The sequence below is a fragment of the Leisingera sp. MMG026 genome, from assembly GCF_021654205.1.
GTDB lineage: Bacteria > Pseudomonadota > Alphaproteobacteria > Rhodobacterales > Rhodobacteraceae > Leisingera.
In genome coordinates, this window is sequence record NZ_JAKFZM010000005.1 from 19,539 (window position 1) to 43,935 (window position 24,397).

The 24,397-nt window shown below is 63.1% G+C and carries 24 protein-coding genes; 14 read left to right on the top strand and 10 right to left on the bottom strand.

Annotated features, from left to right (window positions below):
- Positions 1–38 precede the first annotated feature (38 nt).
- Complete coding sequence (locus L1069_RS03765; protein WP_237454836.1) at positions 39–809, bottom strand: hypothetical protein; 771 nt, start codon at positions 807–809, stop codon at positions 39–41.
- Between the two features lie 246 nt (positions 810–1,055).
- Between L1069_RS03765 and L1069_RS03770 the strand changes: the two genes are divergently transcribed.
- The 4 genes from L1069_RS03770 (at position 1,056) to tpiA (ending at position 4,152) form a co-directional block, all read left to right on the top strand.
- The gene (locus tag L1069_RS03770) at positions 1,056–1,418 is read left to right on the top strand and encodes an SUF system Fe-S cluster assembly protein (RefSeq protein ID WP_129371311.1); all 363 of its coding nucleotides are present in this window, start codon (positions 1,056–1,058) and stop codon (positions 1,416–1,418) included.
- Between the two features lie 105 nt (positions 1,419–1,523).
- A complete protein-coding gene (locus tag L1069_RS03775; RefSeq protein ID WP_237454837.1) occupies positions 1,524–2,747 on the top strand; it encodes a glycerophosphodiester phosphodiesterase family protein in 1,224 nt (407 codons plus the stop codon).
- Positions 2,748–2,903: 156 nt separating this feature from the next.
- Positions 2,904–3,263 carry an iron-sulfur cluster assembly accessory protein gene (locus L1069_RS03780; RefSeq protein WP_129371313.1) on the top strand — a complete coding sequence of 120 codons (360 nt, stop codon included), beginning with the start codon at positions 2,904–2,906 and terminating at the stop codon, positions 3,261–3,263.
- A 139-nt stretch (positions 3,264–3,402) separates the two neighbouring features.
- On the top strand, positions 3,403–4,152 hold the full coding sequence (gene tpiA, locus L1069_RS03785; RefSeq protein ID WP_237454838.1) for a triose-phosphate isomerase: 750 nt from the start codon (positions 3,403–3,405) through the stop codon (positions 4,150–4,152).
- A gap of 105 nt (positions 4,153–4,257) precedes the next feature.
- Here tpiA and L1069_RS03790 read toward each other — a convergent pair whose 3' ends face one another.
- The 5 genes from L1069_RS03790 to L1069_RS03810 form a co-directional block, all read right to left on the bottom strand.
- Complete coding sequence (locus tag L1069_RS03790) at positions 4,258–5,634, bottom strand: TRAP transporter large permease (protein WP_129371315.1); 1,377 nt, start codon at positions 5,632–5,634, stop codon at positions 4,258–4,260.
- Positions 5,634–6,311 (bottom strand): TRAP transporter small permease, encoded by a 678-nt coding sequence (locus L1069_RS03795; RefSeq protein ID WP_134829589.1) that lies wholly within the window; start codon positions 6,309–6,311, stop codon positions 5,634–5,636. The genes L1069_RS03790 and L1069_RS03795 overlap by 1 nt, the downstream gene beginning before the upstream one ends.
- Before the next feature lie 101 nt (positions 6,312–6,412).
- On the bottom strand, positions 6,413–7,414 hold the full coding sequence (locus tag L1069_RS03800; RefSeq protein WP_134829588.1) for a DctP family TRAP transporter solute-binding subunit: 1,002 nt from the start codon (positions 7,412–7,414) through the stop codon (positions 6,413–6,415).
- A gap of 658 nt (positions 7,415–8,072) precedes the next feature.
- Positions 8,073–9,302: a sigma-54 dependent transcriptional regulator gene (locus tag L1069_RS03805; protein ID WP_237454839.1), complete on the bottom strand. Its 1,230-nt coding sequence runs from the start codon at positions 9,300–9,302 to the stop codon at positions 8,073–8,075.
- Entirely contained in the window at positions 9,299–11,041 is a 1,743-nt protein-coding gene (locus L1069_RS03810; protein WP_237454840.1) for an ATP-binding protein, read from the bottom strand. The genes L1069_RS03805 and L1069_RS03810 overlap by 4 nt, the downstream gene beginning before the upstream one ends.
- Before the next feature lie 59 nt (positions 11,042–11,100).
- Between L1069_RS03810 and L1069_RS03815 the strand changes: the two genes are divergently transcribed.
- Entirely contained in the window at positions 11,101–12,282 is a 1,182-nt protein-coding gene (locus L1069_RS03815) for a cytochrome P450 (RefSeq protein ID WP_237454841.1), read from the top strand.
- A gap of 153 nt (positions 12,283–12,435) precedes the next feature.
- On the opposite strand, the gene L1069_RS03820 is transcribed toward L1069_RS03815, so the two are convergent.
- Positions 12,436–12,903, bottom strand: a complete 468-nt coding sequence (locus L1069_RS03820) for an Lrp/AsnC family transcriptional regulator (RefSeq protein WP_129371321.1) — start codon at positions 12,901–12,903, stop codon at positions 12,436–12,438.
- Positions 12,904–13,113: 210 nt separating this feature from the next.
- Between L1069_RS03820 and cobA the strand changes: the two genes are divergently transcribed.
- From cobA to L1069_RS03855, 7 genes are all read left to right on the top strand, one after another.
- Positions 13,114–13,869 (top strand): uroporphyrinogen-III C-methyltransferase, encoded by a 756-nt coding sequence (cobA, locus tag L1069_RS03825; protein ID WP_129372924.1) that lies wholly within the window; start codon positions 13,114–13,116, stop codon positions 13,867–13,869.
- The gene (locus L1069_RS03830) at positions 13,869–14,177 is read left to right on the top strand and encodes a DUF2849 domain-containing protein (protein WP_129371322.1); all 309 of its coding nucleotides are present in this window, start codon (positions 13,869–13,871) and stop codon (positions 14,175–14,177) included. The genes cobA and L1069_RS03830 overlap by 1 nt, the downstream gene beginning before the upstream one ends.
- Complete coding sequence (locus L1069_RS03835) at positions 14,170–15,834, top strand: nitrite/sulfite reductase (protein ID WP_237454842.1); 1,665 nt, start codon at positions 14,170–14,172, stop codon at positions 15,832–15,834. Before L1069_RS03830 ends, L1069_RS03835 begins: the two co-directional genes overlap by 8 nt.
- Positions 15,835–15,837: 3 nt before the next feature.
- The gene (locus tag L1069_RS03840; RefSeq protein ID WP_129371324.1) at positions 15,838–16,599 is read left to right on the top strand and encodes a phosphoadenylyl-sulfate reductase; all 762 of its coding nucleotides are present in this window, start codon (positions 15,838–15,840) and stop codon (positions 16,597–16,599) included.
- A gap of 5 nt (positions 16,600–16,604) precedes the next feature.
- Positions 16,605–17,000, top strand: a complete 396-nt coding sequence (locus L1069_RS03845; protein WP_134829584.1) for a DUF934 domain-containing protein — start codon at positions 16,605–16,607, stop codon at positions 16,998–17,000.
- A gap of 145 nt (positions 17,001–17,145) precedes the next feature.
- Positions 17,146–18,012: a ferredoxin--NADP reductase gene (locus L1069_RS03850; RefSeq protein WP_129371325.1), complete on the top strand. Its 867-nt coding sequence runs from the start codon at positions 17,146–17,148 to the stop codon at positions 18,010–18,012.
- Between the two features lie 134 nt (positions 18,013–18,146).
- Positions 18,147–18,650, top strand: coding sequence for a hypothetical protein (locus tag L1069_RS03855; RefSeq protein ID WP_237454843.1), 504 nt, complete (start codon positions 18,147–18,149; stop codon positions 18,648–18,650).
- A gap of 119 nt (positions 18,651–18,769) precedes the next feature.
- Here L1069_RS03855 and L1069_RS03860 read toward each other — a convergent pair whose 3' ends face one another.
- Positions 18,770–19,372 carry a translation initiation factor 3 gene (locus L1069_RS03860; protein ID WP_237454844.1) on the bottom strand — a complete coding sequence of 201 codons (603 nt, stop codon included), beginning with the start codon at positions 19,370–19,372 and terminating at the stop codon, positions 18,770–18,772.
- A 367-nt stretch (positions 19,373–19,739) separates the two neighbouring features.
- Between L1069_RS03860 and infC the strand changes: the two genes are divergently transcribed.
- Together infC and L1069_RS24120 are read left to right on the top strand one after the other, a co-directional pair.
- Positions 19,740–20,288, top strand: a complete 549-nt coding sequence (gene infC, locus L1069_RS03865; RefSeq protein ID WP_027258497.1) for a translation initiation factor IF-3 — start codon at positions 19,740–19,742, stop codon at positions 20,286–20,288.
- Positions 20,289–20,422: 134 nt separating this feature from the next.
- Complete coding sequence (locus L1069_RS24120; protein WP_129371328.1) at positions 20,423–21,061, top strand: methyl-accepting chemotaxis protein; 639 nt, start codon at positions 20,423–20,425, stop codon at positions 21,059–21,061.
- A gap of 51 nt (positions 21,062–21,112) precedes the next feature.
- Here the strand turns inward: L1069_RS24120 and L1069_RS03875 are convergent, their stop codons facing one another.
- Positions 21,113–21,901, bottom strand: a complete 789-nt coding sequence (locus L1069_RS03875) for an FAD binding domain-containing protein (RefSeq protein ID WP_237454845.1) — start codon at positions 21,899–21,901, stop codon at positions 21,113–21,115.
- 87 nt (positions 21,902–21,988) lie between these two features.
- Positions 21,989–24,358 carry a xanthine dehydrogenase family protein molybdopterin-binding subunit gene (locus L1069_RS03880; RefSeq protein ID WP_237454846.1) on the bottom strand — a complete coding sequence of 790 codons (2,370 nt, stop codon included), beginning with the start codon at positions 24,356–24,358 and terminating at the stop codon, positions 21,989–21,991.
- Between the last annotated feature and the right edge of the window lie 39 nt (positions 24,359–24,397).

The following is a 24,397-nucleotide window of genomic DNA, read 5'->3' on the forward strand; positions in this document are numbered from 1 at the left end:
ACGGGCCATACGGCATGTCCCATGCGGTACGGCCGGCGTCAGAACCTGAAACCCACCCCCGCCAGCAGCCCGTGAGTCACCGCATCATGGCGGAAAAAGCTGTCCGTGCCGCGGATGCCGTCCTGATACTCCACCCCCAGCCCGCGGTACATCACATAGATCGAGGCCCGCTCCCAGCGGTCGTAAATCAGCCCGCCCATGGCCGACCAGCTTTGATCCGACCCGGCGCCAAAGCCGCCGATATCGCCCTCCAGGGAAACACTGAACCGCGGCGACAGCCGCCGCTCCCAGCGCAGCCCGGCAATCGGATCGGTCCATGTGCCGCCCCGCCGCACCGCGCCGCCCGGCAGATAGGCCGTCACATCCACATCCCAGTGGCGCAGTCCGCCAAAGACCTCAAACCGGTCCCGCCCCTGCCCGAAACGATAGGTCACCACTGCCTCAGCCATGTTCTGGTCATAGGCAGCAGCCACCGCACCGGCAAAGCTATCCGCTGTCCGGTCCGAATCCATCACCGCATAGCGCAGCCGGAAACCGAAACGGCTGCTGTGCTGCCCCTCAAATGCCAGCATCCCGTCGGCCTGCAGCTGATCAAAAACATCGCCCGCATCAATTGATACACCTCCGCCTGCCTGCCCCAGCTCTGTTGTCCCCTCCACCGATGGTGCCAGCACAAAGGGCGTCAGCTGCCAGCGCCATGCCCCCTGTGCCCGGGCATCGCCTGCAGTCCCGCCCAAGGCCAGGCAGCTGCCCGCCAGCACAAGGGCAACGGAATTCGCGCATCTGCGGGTCGCAGTTTTCCCTGGCATGGCCTCTCTCCGCTCCTGCCCGCACGCAGCAGCTCCGTGGCCGGACAGCGGCGCACGGCCCGCATCCTTCGGGCAGCGTTTACTAAATCATCGTGGGGGAACCACAATTTAGCGCGTTCACCCCATCAAATCAAATTTTCACGAACAGGTGATTAACAGAACATTCCCGCTGCGGTGTGCGCCGCCTCTGGACGCCGGGCTGTACATTCCCTATATAAATCGTCGGAATATCAGACCGGGATCCCCATGACCAACCCTTCCGAACCGCTTGAAGGCGCACCGCTGATCGCGCCCTCCTCCGTCAGCCATCCGCTGTACGAGGCCGTGACCGACGCCTGCCGCTCTGTCTATGACCCGGAAATCCCGGTGAACATCTACGAGCTGGGCCTGATCTACACGATCGACATCAATGACGAGAACGACGTCAGGATCATCATGACCCTGACCGCGCCGGGCTGCCCGGTTGCGGGCGAGATGCCGGGCTGGCTCGTCGATGCCATCTCACCGGTGCCCGGTGTGAAAACGGTTGACGTCGAACTCACCTGGGAGCCGCCCTGGGGCATGGAGATGATGTCCGACGAGGCCCGCCTGGAACTGGGCTTCATGTAAGCCCGCACAGCCTGCGCCCGGATCCGGCCCCTGCATCTGCGGGGGCCTTTTCATTATTCGGCCCAAGTGTCTAATGTGCGGCAGCCCTAGACCCGGAGCCGCCCCATGCGCCAAGCCCTGCTGTCCGTTGCTTTGCTGTCCGCGGCCCTCGTGCTGCTTCCTGCTCCCGGCACTGCGGACCCTCCGGCCCTCAGCTACGGCCCGCGCCCCGCCTATCTGATCAGCCAGCTGCCCGAAGGTGCGCTTAAGGACAGGCTGCAGGCCTGCGCAGGCCAGACCCCGGCGCGCACGGATTTCTCAATCGGCCACCGCGGCGCGCCGCTGATGTTCCCCGAACACACCGCCGAAGGTCACCGGGCCGCCGCCGCCATGGGCGCGGGCATTCTGGAATGCGACGTCACCTTCACCCGCGACCTGGAACTGGTCTGCCGCCACGCGCAAAACGACCTGCACCGGACCACGGACATCCTGACCTCCCCCCTGGCGGACCGCTGCATCCAGCCCTTCTCTCCGCATGCATTCTCTTCCTCCGCCAGCGCCGAATGCCGCAGCTCCGATCTGACCCTGGACGAATTCCGCCGCCTGCGTCCGAAAATGGACAGCGCCAACCCCTTTGCCGCCACGCCGCGGGACTATCAGGGCGGCCTTCCCTCGTGGCGCACCACGCTTTACGGCGGCAAAGCCCAAACCCTGACCCATGCCGAGTCGATCGCCCTGCTGCACAGCCTCGGCACCAAATTCATGCCAGAGCTGAAGGCTCCCGCAGTCCCGATGCCCTTTAACGGCTTCACGCAACAGGATTTCGCGCAGAAACTAATCGATGACTATAAATCCGCCGGCATCGCCCCCGCCGACGTCTGGGTGCAAAGCTTCAGCCTGGACGATATCCTCTATTGGATCGAACACGAACCGGCGTTCGGCCGCCAGGCGGTGCTGCTCGACGGCAGCTACCGGCACGAGGGGTTTGATCACACCGATCCGGCAACATTCCCCTATGACTTCGCCGCGCTGAAGGCCCAGGGCGTCAATTATCTGGCACCGCCCCTTTGGATGCTGGTGACCGTGCAGGACGGCCGCATTGTCCCCTCCGCCTATGCCATTGCCGCAAAATCCGCCGGGCTGCGGCTGATCACCTGGACGCTGGAACGCTCCGGCCCGCTGCAGGGCGGCGATTGGTACTTCCAGTCGCTCGCAGGCCTCAGCCGCGGCGGCGGTGACGGCATGTATTACCAGCTGCTGGACGTTCTGGCACAGGACGCAGGTGTCGAAGGCGTATTTTCCGACTGGCCTGCCACCGTCACCTACTATGCAAACTGCATGGGGCTTTGACACCATTGGCCTGTGATCGGAGGCAGCGCAGGTTTCAGGCCGCTCCCCCTTGTAAATCCGCATACAGAATACATGTTACCTGCCTGCCTGGACGTTTGCGGGGTTGAGCCGCGGCAGCACCAGCCCTAGATAGGGATTAAGTGTAAGGAGAAACCCATGTTCGGCATTCCCGGCAAACAAGCTGTGACCATGACGCCCAAGGCAGCAGCGCAGATCGCCAGGCTGATGGCCAAGGACGGCCATGCCGGCCTGCGCATCGGCGTCAAGAAAGGCGGCTGTGCGGGCATGGAATACACCATGGAATACGTCAACGAGCCCTCTGCCAACGATGAAGTGGTGGAACAGGACGGCGCCCGCATCCTGATCGCGCCGATGGCGCAGATGTTCCTGTTCGGCACCGAAATCGACTATGAGGTGACGCTGTTGGAAAGCGGCTTCAAGTTCAACAACCCCAATGTCGCGGATGCCTGCGGCTGCGGCGAATCGATCAGCTTCAAAGAACTGCCCGGCGCCTGATCCGGTCCAGACGGGACGCAATCAGCGGGCGGGGTTTTCCCCGCCCTTTTTGTGGCCGGTCCCCGGTCAAGCGAATTGCGCCACTCCGCCGCTGGTGTTACCTGTCACGCCCACATAACGAGGATCGGAGGCATCCCCCATGCGGCGGAAACTGGCAGCAGGCAACTGGAAAATGAACGGCACCGGCGACAGCCTGGGTGAATTGGCAGCCCTGGCCGAAAGCCATGCCGGCCCGGCTGCGGACATCCTGATCTGCCCGCCGGCAACCCTGCTGTCGCGCGCAGCCGACATTGCCAAAGGCAGCGCCGTCGCTATCGGCGGCCAGGACTGCCACGCAAACGCCTCCGGCGCCCACACCGGCGATCTTTCAGCTGGCATGCTGAAAGACGCCGGCGCTTCCGCGGTGATCCTCGGCCATTCCGAGCGCCGCGCCGTTCACGGCGAAACTGACGCCCAGATCTGCGCCAAAGCCGAAGCCGCCCTAGCAGAAGGCCTCATTGCGGTGATCTGCATCGGTGAAACCCTGTCCGAGCGTGAAGGCGGCGACACGCTGAAGGTGGCTGGCACTCAGCTTGCAGGTTCCGTCCCGGACTCTGCCACAGGCGAAAACACTGTTGTGGCATACGAACCGGTCTGGGCCATCGGCACCGGCAAAGTGCCGACGCTGGAGCAAATTGCCGAAGTGCATAACTTCCTGCGCGCCGAACTCACCGCCCGCTTCGGGGCCGGGACCGCAGAGTCCATCCGCCTGCTCTACGGCGGCTCGGTCAAACCGTCGAACGCAGGTGAGATCTTTGCCGTCTCCAATGTCGATGGCGCGCTTGTGGGCGGTGCCAGTCTGAAGGCCGCGGATTTCTCCCCGATCATCACCGCGCTGGAAACCGCCTGAGCCAAGAAAATTTGAATTTTCTTGGCAAAATTCTTCCAAGAATTTTGCCGCAGAACGCAAAACGGCGCCCGAACATCCGGGCGCCGTTTTCGTTACTGCAAAGCCTTACTTGGTTATGATCTCCGGCCCCATCACCGCGTTTGGCAATACAGTGGAAAGCCAGGGGATATAGGTGATCATGATCAGGAAAACAAAGAGCACCGCCAGGAACGGCAAGGCTGCCCGCACCACCCCCATCATCGGCATCCCCGCCACGCCTGACGTCACAAACAGGTTCAGGCCAACCGGCGGAGTAATCATGCCGATCTCCATGTTCACCACCATGATGATGCCCAGATGGATGGGATCAATGCCCAGCTCAATCGCAATCGGGAACACCAGCGGTGCAACGATGACCAGCAGCCCCGACGGTTCCATGAACTGACCGCCGATCAGAAGGATCACATTGACCACGATCAGGAACATCACCGGGCCAAAGCCTGCCGACAGCATTGCCGTGGCAATCTGCTGCGGTACCTGCTCATCGGTCAGCACGTGTTTCAGGATCAGCGCATTGGCAATCACGAACAGCAGCGTCACGGTCAATTTGCCCGCCTCGAACAGCGTGTGCTTGGTATCGCTGTGCAGGAACGCCGTCAGCAGTGCATAAGGCTTCCGCAACAGCGGCGTCTTTGCCTCGCCCTCACCATTCGACAGCGGTCCCATGTCCTTGTAGACAAAGCTGGCGATGAAGAAAGCATAGACCGCCGCCACCGCCGCCGCCTCGGTCGGAGTAAAGATGCCGCCATAGATGCCGCCCAGAATGATCACGATCAGGAACAACCCCCAGCCCGCGTCCCGCGCCGACTCAAAGATCTCGCCCCAGCCTTTCCACTCGCCTTTGGGCAGGTTCTTGACCTTGGCCATCACATAGATGGTCACCATCAGCATCAGCCCGGCCATCAGCCCCGGAATGACGCCGGCCAGGAACATCCGGCCGACGGAAACCTCAACCGCTGCTGCATAGACCACCATCACAATCGACGGCGGGATCAGGATGCCAAGCGTCCCTGCGTTACAGATCACGCCTGCCGCGAACTCCTTGGAGTAGCCCACCTCGCGCATGCCGGCGATCACAATGGAACCAATGGCCACCACAGTTGCAGGCGACGACCCCGAAAGCGCTGCAAACAGCATACAGGCAAAGACGCCCGCAATCGCCAGTCCGCCCGGCAGATGGCCGACACAGGCAATCGAAAACCGGATGATCCGCCGCGCCACGCCGCCCGTGGTCATGAACGACGACGCCAGAATGAAAAACGGGATCGCCAGCAGGGTGAAATGCCCCTCAAAGGCCTCAAACAGCGTGCCCGCGACGCTCGCCAGCGAACTGTCAGAGTAAATCAGCAGGAAAATCGTCGAGCTGAGACCCAGCGACACCGCAATCGGCACCCCGATCAGCAACAGGCCGATCACCATCGCAAAGAGAATTACCACTTCCATCAGTCATGCTCCCCGCGCTGCGCCCGCACGGCGTCCAGCTCATCTTCCACTTCATGGCTGGCCACCAGCCGGTCCACATCACCGCGCGCGATCTGGAACGCCGCCTGGATAAAGCGGAACACCAAAAGCAGCATCGACACCGGCAGCACCACATAGGGCACCACTTTCGGCAGTTTCTCATAAGGATCGCCGTAGTTGATCAGGTCCTCAAGAAACTTGAAGACCGCCACCATCGGCACATCCTGCACCTCGTAAAAGCTCTGGCTGCGTGCCTTCATGTCAAACCCGGTCGGGAACCAGCGCCCCGAGGTCGGCGGCAGGTCGGCAAACACCGCCCAGTAGTCATAGGCGCCTTTCAGCAGCAGCAACGAGAACACGATGCAGCAGGCGGCGGCAAACAGCCCCACCGCGCGGCGCGCACCCGGTGCCAGCATGTTCAAAATAGCATCGACGCCCAGATGCGCATGGGCCTTCACCGCATAAGAAGCGCCCAAAAGCACCAGCCAGGCAAACAGGAACACGGTCAGCTCCAGCGCCCATAAAATGTTGGAATTGAACACAAACCGCGCAATAACATTGGCAAATGTTATTGCCGTCATCAGCCCCAGCAGGAGCGCGATCAGGGTTTCTTCGAGTGAGTTGATGAGCCCGCTCGGGCCGGTTCTGGACCCCGCCATGGCTGCCTCCCAAATTTTGCGGAAAAGGGGTGCAGGCAACGAGTTTCCGCGCCGCCTGCGGTCAGGAGGCCCCGATGCGGGCCTCCCGGATACGGCCTGAGTTACAGGCCTGCGTTAATGGCTTGCGCGGCGTCGATCTTCTCCTGGCCGACGTCGCCTGCAAATTTCTCCCACACGGGCTTCATTGCTTCGACCCAGGCCGCGCGCTGCTCAGGGCTCAGCTCACGCACAACGCCGCCGGCATCGATGATCGCCTGGCGGGCTTCGCCGTTCACCTTGGTCGACTCGGCGTTCCGCGTGGCGGTCACCTCATTCAGGATGGTCAGGAACTGGTCGCGCACCGCCGGGTCCAGGCTGTCCAGCCAGTCCACCGAGGTCACCACCAGATAGTCCAGCGCGCCGTGGTTGGTCTCGGTCACACCGTCCTGCACCTCAAAGAACTTCTTGCCATAGATGTTCGACCAGGTGTTCTCCTGCCCGTCCACAACACCTTGTTGCAGCGCGCCGTATACTTCCGAGAATGCCATCTTCTGTGGCGAGCCGCCGATCGCTTCCATCTGCGCCACCAGCACGTCCGAGGACTGCACCCGGAACTTCAGCCCATTGGCATCCGTGGGCTCCACCAGCGGCTTGTTAGCCGACATCTGCTTCATGCCGTTGTGCCAGTAGGCCAGCCCCTGCAGGCCGCGGCGCTGCATCGAATCCAGCATCTCCTGGCCGGTTTCGGACCCCTGGAACGCATCCACCGCGTCGATGTTCTTGAACATGAACGGCAGGTCGAACAGGCGGAACTGCTTGGTGAACTTTTCAAACTTCGACAGGCTTGGCGCGGCCAGCTGCACGTCGCCCTGCAGCATCGCTTCCAGCACCTTGTTGTCATTGTACAGTGTCGAGTTCGGATAGACCTCGATGCACATGGTGCCGTTCATCTCTTCGTTCACGCGGCTCTCCAGCAGCGACGCGGCAATCCCCTTGGGGTGCTTGTCGGTGTTGGTGACATGGCTGAACTTCACCACGATCTCGCCGTCGTCGCAAGCAGCGCTTGCAGCGCCTGCGGTGACGGTCAGTGCCAGTGCGGTGGCGGCAGTGGTCAGGAATTTCATGGTCTTTTCCTCCCAGAAAAATCATCTCTAAATCCGATGTTGCATTCAGCGCATGGCTGAAGCCCGCCCAGAGCATCCCAAGTTGCAAGAATCCGCTCAAGAATTGATTCGGGACTCATCAGCCGTCAGTTTTTTCCGCATTCCGGCAATGACTTACCGGCAATTCCAAGCGCATCCAGGTGGAGACCGTCAAAAGCTGTGCGGAATCCCGCACAGGGTTCTTCCGGCTTTGTGCGGAATTTCGCACAAATGTTAGCGCAAGACAATTCTGCCGGGAGAATCGCCGCTCCTTCATCTTTTCAAAAATACTCCCGCCGGAGGCATCCTCACTATCCGCGCGCGCCGCCCGCCGGGATGTTGCACCCCCTGCGTACGCCCCGCTTGCCCGGCCTTAACCCGGCCCTGCGATACTCTGACCTGCCGCGACACCGGAGCGGTCTGACACCCCGCACCATCAGGAGATCACAGGGCCCCCAAGACCACCTCTTCAACGGGTGCAGGGGCGTCCCGAACGAAGGCTTCATGCGGACATGGGCTCACCCCCCGTCCTCCCTCCGACCCCATGCCCCATTCCGGGGTTTCCGGCGGCGCCGCCTCCCTAATATTCCGGCAGCAGTGCCGGACCAGACCAATCGCAAGACCCCGGCTGCCAGCGCCCTCAGCGGCGGTAGTCTTCGGGCCGGATGCCATAGCGGGCCAGCTTGTCATAAAACGTCTTGCGCGGCAGCCTCAACGCTTCCGCGGCCGCAGCCGCGCGCCCGTTGGCCCGGCCCAGCGCCGCAATCAGCAGCGAGCGTTCGACCTGCGCCATCTGCTCCGCCAGACCCAGCCCTGCCGCTGCGGCGGCCTCTTCCGGCATGCCCAGCACAAACCGCATTGCCGCCGACATCAAGGATCGCGCATTGCCCGGCCAGTCCTGCGCCATCAGGGCTGCCAGATGGTCCTGCGAAATCTCCGGCACCTCGATCCCCGCCTGCTCTGCCGCCTGCGCCACGTAATGACGGAACAATACCGGAATATCGCCGGGGCGTTCGGCCAGCGAGGGGATCCGCACCCGCATCACATCCAGCCGGTAAAACAGGTCCGGACTGAACCCGCCCGCCTGCACCTTATCCGCCAGACCCGCACTGGAGCCCGCAATGATCCGCACCCCGCTGCCCTGCTCCAATTGGGCCAGCAGCGCAAATTGCGCCGCTTCCGGCAGCGCCTGCAGCTCGTCCAGAAACAGCGAGCCGCCCACCGCCTCCTGGCACAGCTCCGCCACCGTCTCTGCGGCCAGCCCTGCGGCGGGGCGTTTCACAAACGGCCCCTGCCCCGCAGGCGACATGAGGTGAATGACCTCCGCCACTTTGGAAATACCGCTGCCCGGCGCGCCGGTAACCAGCACCTCCGCCCCCGTCGGCGCCACTGCGCGCACCCGCTGGCGCATTTCCATGGCCTGGGGCGAGGTGCCAAACAACAGCCGCGCCGCCGGATCGCCGGTCTCCAGCTGATGCTTCAGCCGCCGGTTCTCCAGCACCAGCGCCCGAGTCTTCAAGGCGCGCTCGAGCACCGGCAGGAAATCGGCTGCGGCGCAGGGTTTTTCCAGAAAATCAAACGCCCCCTGCGACATCGCTTTGACCGCCATCGGGATGTCGCCCTCGCCGGTCAGCAGCACCACCGGCAGCTCCTCGTCGGCGCCGCGGGCATAGTCCAGCAGGTGAAACCCGTCCCGCCCCGGCATCCGGATGTCCGACACGATAATGCCGCCGAACGCCGGCGTGATATGATCCTTTGCCGCCACAAACGAGCCGCAGGCGACCACCTCCAGATCATTCAGCTCCAGCGTCTGCGCCAGCGCCTCGCGCACCGCCGCGTCGTCATCCACCAGCAGCACTTTGCGGATCATGCGGCATTCCCCTTCCTGGCACCTTCGCGCCATGGTTCCAGTTCCACTGTGAACACCGCGCCGCCGCCGGTATTGGCACCGCGGATGTTGCCGCCAAAGCTTTGCACCAATCCGTAAGAGATCGACAGCCCCAGCCCCATGCCTTCGGAACTGCCCACCGCCTTGGTGGAGTAAAACGGGTCGAACATCTTTTCCGGCTCCTTGATGCCAGGGCCGCTGTCCTGCACCCGCACCTGCAGCCGCGGGCCGCTTTCGACAGAGATTGAGATCACCTTCTCCAATTGCCCTTGCATCGCATCCGCCGCGTTATTGATCAGGTTCACAAACACCTGCGTCAACCGCACCTCGCCGCCCCAGGCAGGCACCGGCGCTGCATAGGCCGCCTCGTCCCAGCGCAGATCTATTTGATCCGCCTTCAGCCGCGGCGCGGTCAGCTCCACTGCCGCTTTGATCACCTGCACCAGATCGACCTGCCCCATCGGCTCGCTTTCATTGCGGGCAAAGGCGCGCAGGTTCTTGATGATCCGCGCCATCCGCACCGCCATGTCTGCAATCCGGTCCAGGTTCTCAGCCGTGCGCCCTGCCTTGCCCCGCTCCAGAAAGGCGGCGCCGTTTTCGGCAAATTGCTGGATCGCCATCAGGGGCTGGTTCAATTCATGGCTGATGCCCGCCGACATCTGCCCCAAAGCGGACAGCTTGCCCGCCTGCACCAGATCCTCCTGGGCGCGTTTCAAAGCGGCTTCGGCTTCCTCGCGCTCGCCCACCTCGCGGCGCAGCTGATCATTGGCCAGAGACAAGGCCTTGGTCCGTTTTTCCACCCGGCTTTCCAGCACAGCATTGGCCTCGGCCAGGGTGCGGCGGCGCTCCATCACGATGAACAGCACGGCGCCCAGAGCCAGGCACACCGCCGCCAGCGCCGCCGCCTGCAAGGCTGCGATCCGCTGGGCCGGTGCCACATCCACCAGAATTTCGCCTGTCATCCCAATCAACGGCAAATCCACTGAAAGATGCAATGCGCGGCCGGGCAGATACGGGCTGCCCTCAAGACTCCAGATTTCATGGTCAGCATAACGGTCCCTGCCGGTAACACTCGGGGTTTCCCCCGCCGCGCCGCGCTGCCAGAACAGCAATTCGGACCGGTTGGAAATGAACACCTCGCCGCTCATGCCGGTAAAGAACACCGCCGGCAGCGAGCCGCGCCAGGTCTGCTCCACGTCATTCACATCCGCTGCAACCACCAGCGCCCCGCGTACACCGCCGGGCTGAAACACTGGCGCGGCATAGAAATACGACCGCCGCCCGCCCGGCTGCAAAACCGCGTGACCGGTTCCCATGGCCCCCTGCATGGCACGTATAAAATAGGCCTGATCCGCAACATCCGGCCCGGACACCCCTTCGGCTGCCGCCAGCACCCGGCCGTCTGCGGCGGCAAAGAACACGTCCAGCGCCGCGGTTTTATCGGCAACCGCGCGCAGCAGCTCCGCCGCCGCCTCGCGCGCGCCAGGCGTGGACAAATCCGCCAGCGCCGGGTGTCCGGCGGTCAAAACCGCCAGCTCCTGATAGACCTGCAGCTGGGTGCTGACCCGGTCCGACGCCAAGGCCAGATCCGCCGCGCTGCGCTCTGCCAGGCTGTCCAGCGCTTGACGGTAGCCATAAGACCAGACCATCAGCGCCAATGCCGCAACGGCCAACAGGAACCCGGCAGGCAGGCTCCAGCGAAGTATTTGCTGTGTTTTCATTGCGGCACGTTATCAAAGCGCCCCTTGCATTGACCAGACGCAGCGGCAAAAACCGGTGTATGAAGACTTTAATCCAATCCCCCACCGATCCGGCCTTTGTGCAGGACCCCTATCCCTTCTATGCGGCGGCCCAGGCAGAGGGCCAGATGCACCACTGGCAGGATTACGGCATGGTCGCCGCCTTCGGCCATTCCGCGGTGCATATGCTGCTGCGCGACCGCCGCTTTGGCCGCGAGGTGCCGGAAGAGCTGCGCAAGGACGGCCCAGCCCATCTTGCCCCCTTCCTGGCAGTGGAGGCGCACTCATTGCTGGATGCCGAGCCGCCCCGCCACACCCGCCTGCGCCGCTTGGTGCTGCGCGCCTTCACCTCGCGCGAGATCGCGGCGCTGGAGCCAGGCATCAAGGATCTGTGCCACCAGCTGATCGACGCTTTCCCGGACCAGCCGTTTGACCTGCTGGAGGCCTATTGCACCCAGGTGCCGGTGATCACCATCTGCCGCCTGCTAGGGGTGCCCGAGGACATGGCGCCGCAGTTGCTGGATTGGTCGCACAGGATGGTGGCGATGTATCAGGCGTCGCGCACCGAAGAGACCGGACACGCCGCCGCCAAAGCCGCGCATCAGTTCACAGAGTTCCTGCGCAGCTACATCAATGAGCGCCGCAATGATCCCCGCGACGACCTCATCACCCGGCTGATCGCCGCCGAGGAGGAAGGCGACAAGCTGTCAACGGATGAGCTGATCGGCACCTGCATCCTGTTGCTGAATGCAGGCCACGAGGCCACCGTGCACTCCCTTGGCAATGGTATTAATACCATGCTGCAGCAGGGCTGGCAGCCCGAATGGCTGGCGCCAGAGGGGATCGACGGGCTGGTGGAGGAGGTTCTGCGCTATGACCCGCCGCTGCATATGTTCACCCGCTACGCCTATGAGGAGGCCGAGGTCTTCGGCCACACCTTCCAGCGCGGCGATCAGGTGGCCTTGCTGCTGGCCGCCGCCAACCGCGACCCGGCGGCACTGGGCGGCGCGGACCGCTTCGACCCGGCCCGCCCGCCCAAAGTGAACAAAAGCTTTGGCGGCGGCTTGCATTTCTGCGTCGGCGCCCCGCTGGCGCGGCTGGAGATGCAGATTGCCCTGCCGATCCTGTTCGGCCGCTGCCCGGATTTGAAACTGGCGGCAGCGCCGGAGTACTCAAATACCTACCACTTCCACGGGTTGACCCGGCTGTTGGTGACTGCCTGACTTGGAGCTCTGCCCAAACGCATGCTTAATATGCGGTTCTGCCACAAACGCATATTTGACATGGGGCTCTGCCCCAAACCCCGGGGTACTTCCGGACCAGAAAGAAGCAGACCATCCTCTGCTGCTTCTTTCTGGTCTTAAATACCCGAACCCTTAGGGTTGCAGCGGCAGCATCGTTGTGGACTTGATCTCCTCCATCGACAACAGCGCCGTCACATTATGCACCCGCACTTCGGCAATCAGCGCCTGATAAAAGACGTCATAGGCGCGCGCATTCTGCACCCGGACTTTCAGGATATAGTCGATGTCGCCTGCCAGCCTGTGCGCTTCCTGCACTTCGGGGCGGTCGCGCAGCGCCTGCAGGAATTTGGCCTGCCATTCCGCCTCATGCTCCGAGGTCCGGATAAGGACAAAGAAACAGGCCTCAAACCCCAGCGCCTCGGCATCCAGCAGCACCGTCTGCTGGCCGATCACCCCGCCCTCTTTCAGCTTGCGGATGCGATTCCACACCGGGGTCTTGGAGGAGCCCACCTGACGGGCGATTTCGTCCAGCGACTGGCCCGCGTCGCGCTGCAGTTCAGCCAGAATTTTCCGGTCAGTGGCGTCGATCCGCACCGTCATTCCTGTTTTCTCCTATTGTGAGGACCAATCGGCCCCGTGTTCAGCTGCGGTAAAACCAGTGTTCTTATTTCCGCAGGTATATAGCGTAATACCGGGAATATTTCCTATATCTAACCTCAAGTCAAACACACTGGAGAGGCCGCCAAGATGCCTGCACATAATATATACGCTGCCAACGCCACCGCTTACACCCGCGGCAGCATGGCTTGTATGGTTGCAGGCCAGGTTGTTTTTGCAGGCTCCGGCCCCGGCGACGCGGATCTGTTGACCGTCAAAACCCTGCGTGCGCTGCAGGAGGCCGACGTCATCCTCTATGACCGTCTGGTCAGCGGTGAAATCATGGCGCTGGCCGGTCCGCAAGCGCTGCTGGAAAATGTCGGCAAGGAAGGCTTTGGTGCGCAGGTCAGCCAGGACGAGATCAACACGCGGCTGGTCGCCCACGCCAAGGCCGGCCGCAAGGTGCTGCGGCTGAAGGCCGGAGATCCCACTGTCTTTGCCCGGCTGGATGAAGAGCTGACCGCCTGCGAAGCGGCCGGCATTGCAACCCAGATCATTCCCGGCATCACTGCCGCTTCGGCTGCCGCGGCCGGCATCGGCCAGAGCCTGACGCAGCGCGGGCGCAACACCTCGGTCCGGTTTCTGACCGGCCACGCTATGAGCGGTTTTGCCGATCACGACTGGGCTGCCCTTGCGCGCCCCGGCGAGGTTGCCGCGATCTACATGGGCAAGAAATCCGCCCGTTTCGTGCAGGGCCGCCTGATCATGCATGGTGCTGACCGCGCCACGCCGGTGACCATTATCGAGAACGCCTCGCGCCCCGAACAGCGGGTGCTGGAAACCAATCTGGACCGTCTGCCTGCCGACCTTGATGCGGCTGGCTTTGACGGCCCTGCCCTCACCTTCCTGGGTCTTGCGCCGCGCAAAGCGGCCGCCGCCCTGAACGACCTGAAAACGGAGCTTGCATAATGGCCCGCGCCTTTACCCCCAAAGTCATCACCGCCAACGACCTGCTCGAGGGCGACGTGATCTATTTCACCGCTGACGACAGCTGGACCCGAGACCTGGCGCAAGCCGAGCTGATCACCGATGAGGCAGACGCCCAGCTGCGCCTGCTCGAAGCGGAGAAGCAGAACATCCGCATCGTCGGTGCCTATCTGGCCGACGCCAAGGCAGGCCCGAACGGCCCCGAGCCGACCCACTTCCGCGAGGATTTCCGCCGCACCGGCCCCTCGAACTACTTCCACGGCAAGCAGGAGGCTGAAGCCAATGTATAAGTACAACGAGTTCGATGAAGCCTTCCTGGCGGAACGCAACGCCCAGTTCCGGGCCCAGGTCGAGCGCCGCATCGACGGCTCCCTCACCGAGGATGAGTTCAAGCCGCTGCGCCTGATGAACGGCGTTTACCTGCAGCTGCACGCCTATATGCTGCGGGTTGCGGTGCCTTACGGCACCCTGAATTCCGCCCAGATGCGCACCCTGGCGCTGCTGGCGGAAAAGTGGGACAAGGGCTATGGCCATTTCACCACCCGTCAGAACATCCAGTACAACTGGCCGAAACTGCGCGACATTCCGGATATGCTGGACGCGCTGGGTGAGGCTGGCCTGCACGCCATCCAGACCTCGGGCAACACCATCCGCAACACCACCGCCGACCATTTCGCCGGTGCCGCCGCGGATGAGCTGACCGACCCCCGCCCCTATGCCGAGCTGATCCGCCAGTGGTCCACCGACCACCCGGAATTCCAGTTCCTGGGCCGCAAGTTCAAGATCGCCATCACCGGCAGCGGCAACGACCGCGCCGTGATCAAGGCGCATGACGTGGGTCTGCAGGTGGTGGAACAGGGCGGCAAGGTGGGCTTCAAGGTTGTCGTCGGCGGCGGCCTGGGCCGCACCCCGATGATCGGCCAGGTGCTGCGCGAATTTCTGCCGCAGGCGGATCTGCTGCCCTATCTGGAGTCGGTTCTGACCGTCTACAACGTGCTTGGACGGCGCGACAACAAGTACAAGGCACGCATCAAGATCACCGTTTCCGAGAACGGCATCGACACCTACCGCGCGATGACCGAAGAAGCCTTTATGGCGATCCGCGGCCAGTACGACGGCACCGACCAGCAGCAGCTGGCCGAGATCAAGACGCATTTCCAGGCACCGGAGTTCCGCTCCGGTTCCACCGAAGCCTTTGATGCGGCTTACGCAAACGACCCGGTGTTCCGCGCCTGGGCCGACACCAATCTGGCCGAACACCGCAAGGGCGACCACGCCATCGTGACCATCTCGATCAAGGCGCATGGGCAAACCCCCGGCGACGCGACTGCCGAGCAGATGCGTGTGATGGCTGATCTGGGTGAGCAATACGCCTATAACGAGCTGCGCATCAGCCATCAGCAGAACGTGATCCTGCCGCATGTCCACAAGAACGACCTGCCCGCAATCCACGCCACGCTGAAGGCAAACGGCCTGGCCACTGCCAACATCGGCCTGATCTCGGACATCATCGCCTGCCCGGGCATGGATTACTGCGCGCTGGCGACCGCCCGCTCGATCCCGGTCGCGCAGGAGATCGCAACCCGCTTTGACGAACTGAAGATGGAGCACGACATCGGCCATCTGCAGATCAAGATCTCGGGCTGCATCAACGCCTGCGGCCACCACCATGTTGCCCATATCGGCATCCTGGGCCTGGACCGCGCCGGTGTTGAAAACTACCAGATCACCCTGGGCGGCGACGCCACCGAGACGGCTGCCATCGGCACCCGCACCGGCCCCGGCTTTGCTTATGACGAGATTGTTCCCGCCGTGGAGCGCATCGTCGAGGTTTACATGGCCCAGCGTGACAGCGCAGAGGAAACCTTCCTCGAAACCTACCGCCGGATCGGCATGGAGCCGTTCAAGGCAGCGCTTTATCCCGAGGCCCAGAAAAAGGTCGCCTGACCCATGTTTCACACAGCCGGAAACAAACCCGCCGGGGAGCCTGTCAGCCCCCGGGACCGGGAACTGGCCGCCAAGGCGGAGGCGCTGAATGCGCGCTTCCGCCACCATTCGGCCACCTCGGTGATGCAGGGCGCATTGCAGGACGCGGGGCATATCGCCCTGGTCTCCTCTTTCGGTGCGGAATCTGTGGTGCTGCTGCATATGGCTGCGGTCATCGACCCGATGACCCCTGTCGTGTTTGTCGACACCGAACTGCTGTTCACCGAGACGCTGATCTATCAGCAGGAAGTGAGCGAGCGGCTGGGCTTGCGCAATCTGCGCATCATCCGCGCCGATGATATCGCCGAAAAGGACCCCTATGGGGCCCTCAAGTTCAGCGACAAGGACGCCTGCTGCGCCCTGCGCAAGACGATCCCGCTGCAAAAGGCGCTGGCGGGCTATGACGGCTGGATTACGGGCCGCAAACGGTTCCAGGCCGGCACCCGCGCAGCGCTGGAGTTCTTCGAGGTCGAAGAGGGCACCGGACGGCTCAAGATCAACCCGCTGGCCCATTGGGCGCCCGAGGACGTGCGCGCTTATATGGATGAAAACCGCCTGCCCCGCCATCCGCTGGTGGCCAAGGGCTATCCGTCGATCGGCTGCGCGCCCTGCACCAGCCCGGTCAAAGAAGGCGAAGACCCGCGCGCCGGCCGGTGGCGCGGGGAAAACAAAGAAGAATGCGGCATCCATGTTGTGGACGGCCAAATGGTACGCACAGGAGCGTGAGTGAGATGACTGTTATCGTGACCGACACGGGTTTTGCCCCCGACGACTGGACCACCGGCTTTGAAGGCGCTGATGTGCTTGAACTGGCCTCCGACGCCAATCTGAACGACGTGTCGCTGGACGGCGTCGAGCTGGTGCGGGTTGCCTTCCCCAGCTTTGCCGACGGGCGCGGCTTTACCCTGGCCCGCCAGCTGCGGCTGCGGGGCTATCAGGGCCGCCTGCGCGCCTTTGGTCATGTGATTGCCGACCAGTATGCCATGGCCCGCCGCTCGGGTTTTGACGAGGTTGAGCTGTCCGACGATCTGGCCGCCCGTCAGCCCGAAGACCAGTGGCTCGCCCGTGCCAACTGGAAAGACCACAGCTATCAGGCCCGCCTGCGCGGCAGCACTGCTGCCCGCTAAGCCAGCCCTCCCGAGCCTGGGAAAACCCTTGCCAGACCGGTTTCGTTGCGTCCAGCGCGGGGCCGGTTTCGCAAAACAGGGGGTTTTCCTGACCTGTATCAAAGACTAATCAGAGGTGCCGGCTACTCCTCCGGCAGTGGACCCGATGAATGAGATGACACCCGTGACCGACATTGCAACCAACGCCGCGCCCGAAAAGGCAAAGCCCGCCCTGCCCGATGCCCAGACCGTCACTGAGGTGAAGCACTGGACCGACAAGCTGTTCTCCTTCAAGGTGACCCGCCCGGCCTCGCTGCGGTTCCGCTCGGGCGAATTTGTGATGATCGGCCTGATGAACGATCCCGATCCCAAGACCGGCAAGGTAAAACCATTGCTGCGCGCCTATTCCATCGCCTCGCCCAGCTGGGACGAGGAAATGGAGTTCTATTCGATCAAGGTCGAGGACGGCCCGCTGACCTCGCGCTTGCAGCACATCCAGCCGGGCGATGAGATCATCCTGCGCCCCAAACCCGTCGGCACCCTGGTGCATGACGCGCTGCTGCCCGGCAAGCGGATCTGGTTCTTTGCCACCGGCACCGGTTTTGCGCCCTTTGCGAGCCTTCTGCGCGAGCCGCAGACCTATGAAGATTACGACGAGGTGATCATCACCCACACCTGCCGCACGGCGGGTGAGCTGACCTATGGCCGCGAACTGATCGAAAGCCTGAAGCAAGACGAGCTGCTGAACGAGGTGATCGGCGAAGGCTTCTGGAAGAAGATCAAATACTACCCGACCACCACCCGCGAAGAGAGCCCCAAGATGGGCCGGATCACCGACCTGATGCGCTCGGGCGAGGCGTTTGCCGAGCTTGGCGTGCCGCCGCTGAACCCGGAAAGCGACCGCGCAATGATCTGCGGCAACCTGGCCTTCAATCTGGAACTCAAGGACCTGTTCGAGAATACTTACGGGCTGGAAGAAGGCGCCAACTCGAAACCGGCGCATTTCGTGGTCGAAAAAGCCTTTCTCGACTGATCCTGCGCCGGGGAGCGGCTGCGGCTGCCCCGATTTTGACACTGTTTTGACGGGAGGCTGCCGCCTCCCGTTTATCTTTTGTTGGGGATGATTCTGTATTCCGGTTGCTGAGATCCAGAACGGAGCAGCAAGAAATGCAGAACGAATTGACCTCGGGGCAGCCGCCTGTTTTCCAGTCCGTCAGAACAGAGGCTGGCAAAGCCCGCGTCAAGGCAGCTGTTGCAGGGTTCCAGGCCCGTCCCGGCCAGGTGCAGCCGACAGCCGCGGAGCGGATTGCCAGCGTCAAGGCCCGCTATGATGCGCGCGCCATTGCCCCCGGCGACATTGACGAAATGTTTGACGCGCTGGTGCAGGCCGGCCATCCGGTGACCTCGCCGATGCTGCTGCTGAATTCGATGGGCAAGCGGTTCCGCAGCCATCTGGCAAGCATCACCGGCAGCGCCTATGACGGCGTCAAGCCGCTGGATCTGGTCGGGGTGGCCCAGCTGCAAATCCAGCGCGCCCGCAAACAAGGCGGCAACAGTGCCGGCTGGGAGACCTTCCTGGCCTTCCTGGCGCCGCAGCCGCAGCCCGGCGGCCAGGCGCCGCTGGACCATATGGCCCGTGTTGCGCAGCAAGCGCAGGCCCGCCCCCACTGATCCGCAGCAGTCAATTCAGGCCGCAGACGTCCGGCGGCAGGCATGATGCCTGCCGCCGGATGCGTTTTGTGCCTTGCGGCCACACTTGGCTTACGGCCTGGCTTAGCTTACGGCCTGGCTCACTCGCTGCCTGCAGTGCTTTCGGTTTCCGCCGAACCGGGTTGGTTCAGCAGTTCCTGTGCGGTGCCGGCTGCATTGTCCAGCGCCTCGGATGCGGCGTCCTGGGCAGCCTCAGCCGCGCCGGCAGCGGTCTCTGCCGCGCCGGTGGCAGCATCGCCCGCCTGATCCACAGCAGAGCCTGCGGCATCCGCGGCGTCATCCGCAACGCCGGCGGCGGTATCGGTGGCAGCGTCTGTGGTGTCCTGGACGGCATCCGATGCAGCACCCGCCGTGCCCTGGGCCGCATCAACCGCATCCCCTGCCGTTTCTGCCGCCGCTTCTGCGGCCTCGCTTACGGTGTCCTGCACCGCATCAACAGCTGCGCCGGCAGCTTCGGTACCGGATTCGATGGCGCCCTCAACGGCGTCCGCCGCATCTTCCACCGCCTGCTCGGCCGGCGCCGTGCTGTCCTCGTCTGCCGCTTCCGGCGCTGTGCTGCTCTGTTCTTCTTGCACGGCCGGCACCTCAGCAGGTGCCGGGTCCTGCGCGTCCTGGCCGTTCAGCAACACATATCCGCCCACGGCAGCAGCTCCCAGCGCAATCAGGATCAATAACTGTTTCATAATACACTCCTTCCGTTTACCGGCTTGGCCGGCCTGGCCGCGCCATCCGCAGCATCTGCCTGCCAGATGGCGCGCGGCAGCGCAGCACTCAAGGGGGAAGTTTGCCAAGCCTGCATCACGGGCGGCCAGCTGCCGCCGGCCGGTCCCGCAACTGGCGGAACCCCGCCGCATTCCGGTCTTTTCCGGATGCTGTCCCGCAGCGCCACGCTGCCGTCCGGCCAGGGTTCGCGCCTGTTTTCGGGGCCATTTGCAATATGCGGCCTTGAAATGCGGCTTTCCTGCCGCCATACCGCCTATAAGCCTTGAATCACATGCGCGGGGGCAGTAGCGTTCCCGCACTTTTTGCAATGACAGAAGGATCGCAGTCATAGCCCGCAGACCTCATAACGCGCCGCCGCAACGCGACACCGGCCCGCGCGTCAACGAAAAAATCCGTGCCTCCGAAATCCGCCTGATTGGCGCCGATGGCGATAACGCAGGGGTTGTGACCCCCGCCAGAGCCATGGAAATGGCCGCCGAGGCCGGATTGGATCTGGTGGAAATCTCGCCCAATGCCAACCCGCCCGTGTGCAAGATCATGGACTTTGGCAAGTTCAAGTATGAACAGCAGAAACGCGAGAGCGAAGCCCGCAAGAAGCAAAAGATCATCGAGGTCAAAGAGGTCAAGTTCCGTCCCAACACGGACACTCACGACTATGATGTGAAAATGCGCAACGTCTACAAGTTCCTGGAAAACGGCGACAAAGTGAAAGTCACCCTGCGTTTCCGGGGCCGCGAGATGGCGCACCAGAACCTGGGCCGCGAGCTTTTGGAACGGGTTGCGGAAGACATCAAGGAATTGGGCAAGGTCGAGAACATGCCCAAGATGGAAGGCCGTCAGATGATCATGATGATCGGCCCGCTGCCGAACAAGTAATCCGGCCGCCTTCAAGACAGGTATCCAGCCCCGCAGTGCCGCTGCGGGGCTTTTCTTTTGCCAAAGCCATCGCAGTTAGCGCTGCCTTAACGCCTGCCCGGTAGAAGGGTCTGCATGGTCACTAAGGTGCAGGCATGAAAAGTTTATCCGACGTACAGAACACCGCTTTCATGGCCGTCGGCCCCAGCCGGATCGCCGCGCTGTCGCTGCTGGCCCTGGCCCAGGATCCGAAAGGCACGGATGCCGGCAGCGCCACGGACGTTCTGACCTTGTCGGTACAGCGCATTGCGGCGGCCCATGCGATGCTCAGCAGCGGCCTGGACAGCCTGTTGCAGGAGTGCAGCTACAGCCTGCCCAAGGATCTGGAAGCCAAACGCCAAGCCTGTCTGGACGTGCTCGGCCCCCTGCACAGCGCCACCTCCCGGCCCGAGGGCGGCCCGCTGGAAAATGTGCGCCGGATCCCGGACCTTGCGGGCCTCTGCCTTTACCGGCTGGAACCAGCTGTCTCCGGCTTTCTCAGCCAGATGGTCCAGACCTTATGCGACGCCCAGAAGATGCGCGAGGAAGAGCGCGAGCAGAACATGCGCACAACCATCGCCAATGCCGAAGGGGTTGGCCGCAACATCAAGTTCATCTCCTTCAACGCCTCGATCGAGGCGGCGCGGATCGGCGATATGGGCAAGGGGTTTGCGGTGATCGCAACCGAAATCCGCGAATTGTCAGGCAAGACCCAGACATTGCTGGAGGAAATCTCCGGCTACCTGCGGCACTAGCCGCCGCATTCAGCAGGCACCGGCATCCCGGTGCCTGTTTTGTTCAAACCATCAAGCAGCCGCCGCCACGGCGCGTTTGGCCATCACCCCGACCAGATGGGCGCGATAGGCTTTGGAGCCATGCAGATCCGCCATCATTCCGCCGGCATCCACGCTGAGGCCATCAAGCGCCTCCGGCGCAAAATCCGCATCCAGCGCGGCTTCGGCCTCACTCCAGCGGAACACGCCCTCCTCTGAGGCGCCGGTCACCGCCACCCGTACGCCCGCCGCATATTTCGCCGCAAACACCCCGACCAAGGCAAAGCGCGAGGCCGGCTGCAGGAACTTCTGATAACTGGCCTTCTGCGGCACCGGAAAGCGTACCGCGGTGATGATCTCACCGTCTTCCAAAGCGGTCTCAAACAGCCCGCGAAAATAGTCATCCGCGGTGATCTCGCGCCGGTTGGTCATAATCGTTGCACCGCTGCCCAGCGCCGCCGCCGGATAACAGGCTGCGGGGTCGTTGTTAGCCAATGAGCCGCCGATGGTGCCGCGGTTCCGGACTGCCGGATCGCCGATTTGGCCCGCCAATGCCGCCAATGCCGGATAGGCATCTGCCGCAGCTTCGGACACCTCCGCATGGGTGGTGGCGCCACCGATGCTCAGCATCCCGTCACCGCCGCTGACGCCCTTCATTCCCTCAATGCCCGCCAGGCTCACCAGTTTCGACGGCATCGCCAGCCGCTGTTTCAGCGTCGGGATCAGCGTCTGCCCGCCGCCCAGCGCCTGCGCGTCCTCATCCGCCAGCGCGGCAACCGCCTCGGCCACTGTCGCAGGTTTCTCGAACTCGAATTCATACATTTCGTATCCTTTCTGAAAACCGGCCCGCCGGCTTTCATCTTTCCGAAAAATACTCCGGGGGTATGGGGGCAGCGCCCCCATGAACCCTTACCCGTTCATCGCCGCCCAGACCCGCGAGGGCGACAGCGGCATGTCGATATGGGTGACATTCTTGCCTGCCGACTGCAGTGCATCGACCACCGCGTTGACAACCGCAGGCGGCGAGCCGATGGCCCCTGCCTCACCGCAGCCCTTCACGCCCAATGGATTGTGGGTGCAGGGCGTCTGGCAGGAATGGTCCACCTGGTAGAACGGCACGTCATCAGCCCTGGGCATCGCGTAATCCATAAAGGACGCCGACAGCAACTGCCCGTCTTCGTCATAGGCAGCGTTTTCCAGCAAGGCCTGGCCAATACCCTGCCCCAGCCCGCCGTGGACTTGGCCGTCAACGATCATCGGGTTGATGATATTGCCGAAATCATCCGCCGCCGCAAAGCTTTGGATCGTCACCTTGCCGGTGTCGGGATCCACTTCCACCTCGCAGGCATAGGCGCCGGCCGGATAGGTAAAGTTGGCCGGGTCGTAAAACGCGGTCTCCTCCAGTCCCGGCTCCAGCTCCTCCAGCGGGTAATTGTGGGGCACATAGGCGGTCAGGGTCACATCGCCCCAGGCCACCGATTTGTCAGTGCCCGCAACGGTGAACTGGCCGTCCTTCAGCTCGATATCGGCGTCGGACGCCTCCATCAGATGGGCCGCGATCTTCTTGGCCTTGGCGATGATCTTCTCGGTCGCCCGCACCATCGCCGAACCGCAGACCGCAATCGAGCGCGACCCGTAAGTGCCCATGCCAAACGGCACCCGGCCGGTATCGCCATGCACGATATCGACCATGCTTTCATCAATGCCGATCATCTCGGCCACCACCTGCGGAAAGGACGTCTCATGCCCCTGCCCGTGCGAATGCGCGCCGACAAAGACGCTGATGGTCCCGGTCGCATTCACCCGCACGGTGGCGGCGTCATACAGACCCGCCCGCGCGCCCAGCATGCCGACGATGTTGGAGGGTGCGATACCGCAGGCCTCGATGTAGCAGTTCACACCAAAGCCGCGCAGCTTGCCGTTTTTCTCGCTCTCGGCACGGCGGGCAGCAAAGCCTGCCACATCGGCGACCTGTTCCAGCTTATCCATAGTCGCAACGTAGTCGCCGGTGTCATAGGTCAGCGCCACCGGGGTTTCATAGGGGAACTCGGTGATGAAGTTCTGACGCCGCAGGGCAATCGGATCGGCGCCCAGCTCGCGTGCGGCCTTGTCGATGATGCGCTCCAGCTGATAAGTCGCCTCGGGCCGGCCGGCACCGCGGTAGGCATCCACCGGCACTGTGTTGGTGAAGACGGATTTCACGTTCACCTGCACCACCGGCGTCTTGTAATTACCCGCCATCAGGGTGCCGTGCAGGTAGCTGGGCACCGAGGTTGAGAAGGTCGACAGGTAGGCGCCCATATTGGCCATCGTATTGGTGCGCAGCGCGGTAAAATTATTATCCGCATCCAGCGCCAATTCGATCTTGGTCACATGGTCGCGGCCATGGGCGTCCGAGATGAACGCTTCAGACCGGGTCGAGGTCCATTTCACCGCCCGCCCGCAGGCCTTGGCCGCATGGGTGCAAAAGGCCTCTTCGGCATAGTGAAAAATCTTGGAGCCGAAGCCGCCGCCGACATCCGGGGCCACCACGCGGACCTTGTGCTCCGGCAGGCCCAGCACAAAGGCGCACATCAAAAGCCGGATCACATGCGGGTTCTGACTGGTGGTGTGCAGCGTGTATTCATCGGTGCCGCGGGCGTATTCTCCGATTGCCACACGCGGCTCCATCGGGTTGGCGACCAGACGGTTGTTGATCAGCTCCAGCGTGGTCACATGCGCGGCGCTGTCAAAGGCTGCCTGCACAGCGTCGTCATCCGGATTACCAAACACCCAGTCATAACAGAGGTTTGAGGTCAGATCCTCATGCACCTTGGTGCTGCCGTCCGCCAAAGCACCGGCCATATTCACAACCGCGGGCTTGTCGCTGAGGTCCAGCTCGATGGCTTCCGCCGCGTCGCGGGCCTGCTCGACTGTATCAGCGACCACCGCGGCGACAATCTCGCCCACGTGGCGAATGGTGCCGTCGGCGATGATCGGGTGGCGCGGCTCCTGCTGCGGGTTGCCGTGGCGGTCGGTCACGCCCCAGCCGCAGGGGATGCCGCCGACCTCGGTGAAATCGGCGCCGGTGAAGATTTTCACCACGCCGGGCATCGCCTCGGCGGCGCTGGTGTCGATCGAATTGATGGTCGCATGGGCCACATCGGCGCGCAGGAAATGCACATGGGCCTGACCGTGCACGTTGATGTCATCAGTATAGTTTCCGGCTCCTGTCAGGAACCGCACGTCCTCGCGCCGCTTGGGGCTGGCGCCGATGCCGCTGTCATTGTCCTTGGGCATGTCTGGATCTTCCTCCCTGGAGGGTGCTGCCGTGGCGCA

Bases quoted from the DNA above. Each gene is read 5' to 3' on its own strand.
- L1069_RS03765 (WP_237454836.1), bottom strand. From the start codon at position 809: ATGCCAGGGAAAACTGCGACCCGCAGATGCGCGAATTCCGTTGCCCTT.
- L1069_RS03770 (WP_129371311.1), top strand. From the start codon at position 1,056: ATGACCAACCCTTCCGAACCGCTTGAAGGCGCACCGCTGATCGCGCCC.
- L1069_RS03775 (WP_237454837.1), top strand. From the start codon at position 1,524: ATGCGCCAAGCCCTGCTGTCCGTTGCTTTGCTGTCCGCGGCCCTCGTG.
- L1069_RS03780 (WP_129371313.1), top strand. From the start codon at position 2,904: ATGTTCGGCATTCCCGGCAAACAAGCTGTGACCATGACGCCCAAGGCA.
- tpiA (WP_237454838.1), top strand. From the start codon at position 3,403: ATGCGGCGGAAACTGGCAGCAGGCAACTGGAAAATGAACGGCACCGGC.
- L1069_RS03790 (WP_129371315.1), bottom strand. From the start codon at position 5,634: ATGGAAGTGGTAATTCTCTTTGCGATGGTGATCGGCCTGTTGCTGATC.
- L1069_RS03795 (WP_134829589.1), bottom strand. From the start codon at position 6,311: ATGGCGGGGTCCAGAACCGGCCCGAGCGGGCTCATCAACTCACTCGAA.
- L1069_RS03800 (WP_134829588.1), bottom strand. From the start codon at position 7,414: ATGAAATTCCTGACCACTGCCGCCACCGCACTGGCACTGACCGTCACC.
- L1069_RS03805 (WP_237454839.1), bottom strand. From the start codon at position 9,302: ATGATCCGCAAAGTGCTGCTGGTGGATGACGACGCGGCGGTGCGCGAG.
- L1069_RS03810 (WP_237454840.1), bottom strand. From the start codon at position 11,041: ATGAAAACACAGCAAATACTTCGCTGGAGCCTGCCTGCCGGGTTCCTG.
- L1069_RS03815 (WP_237454841.1), top strand. From the start codon at position 11,101: ATGAAGACTTTAATCCAATCCCCCACCGATCCGGCCTTTGTGCAGGAC.
- L1069_RS03820 (WP_129371321.1), bottom strand. From the start codon at position 12,903: ATGACGGTGCGGATCGACGCCACTGACCGGAAAATTCTGGCTGAACTG.
- cobA (WP_129372924.1), top strand. From the start codon at position 13,114: ATGGTTGCAGGCCAGGTTGTTTTTGCAGGCTCCGGCCCCGGCGACGCG.
- L1069_RS03830 (WP_129371322.1), top strand. From the start codon at position 13,869: ATGGCCCGCGCCTTTACCCCCAAAGTCATCACCGCCAACGACCTGCTC.
- L1069_RS03835 (WP_237454842.1), top strand. From the start codon at position 14,170: ATGTATAAGTACAACGAGTTCGATGAAGCCTTCCTGGCGGAACGCAAC.
- L1069_RS03840 (WP_129371324.1), top strand. From the start codon at position 15,838: ATGTTTCACACAGCCGGAAACAAACCCGCCGGGGAGCCTGTCAGCCCC.
- L1069_RS03845 (WP_134829584.1), top strand. From the start codon at position 16,605: ATGACTGTTATCGTGACCGACACGGGTTTTGCCCCCGACGACTGGACC.
- L1069_RS03850 (WP_129371325.1), top strand. From the start codon at position 17,146: ATGAATGAGATGACACCCGTGACCGACATTGCAACCAACGCCGCGCCC.
- L1069_RS03855 (WP_237454843.1), top strand. From the start codon at position 18,147: ATGCAGAACGAATTGACCTCGGGGCAGCCGCCTGTTTTCCAGTCCGTC.
- L1069_RS03860 (WP_237454844.1), bottom strand. From the start codon at position 19,372: ATGAAACAGTTATTGATCCTGATTGCGCTGGGAGCTGCTGCCGTGGGC.
- L1069_RS24120 (WP_129371328.1), top strand. From the start codon at position 20,423: ATGAAAAGTTTATCCGACGTACAGAACACCGCTTTCATGGCCGTCGGC.
- L1069_RS03875 (WP_237454845.1), bottom strand. From the start codon at position 21,901: ATGTATGAATTCGAGTTCGAGAAACCTGCGACAGTGGCCGAGGCGGTT.
- L1069_RS03880 (WP_237454846.1), bottom strand. From the start codon at position 24,358: ATGCCCAAGGACAATGACAGCGGCATCGGCGCCAGCCCCAAGCGGCGC.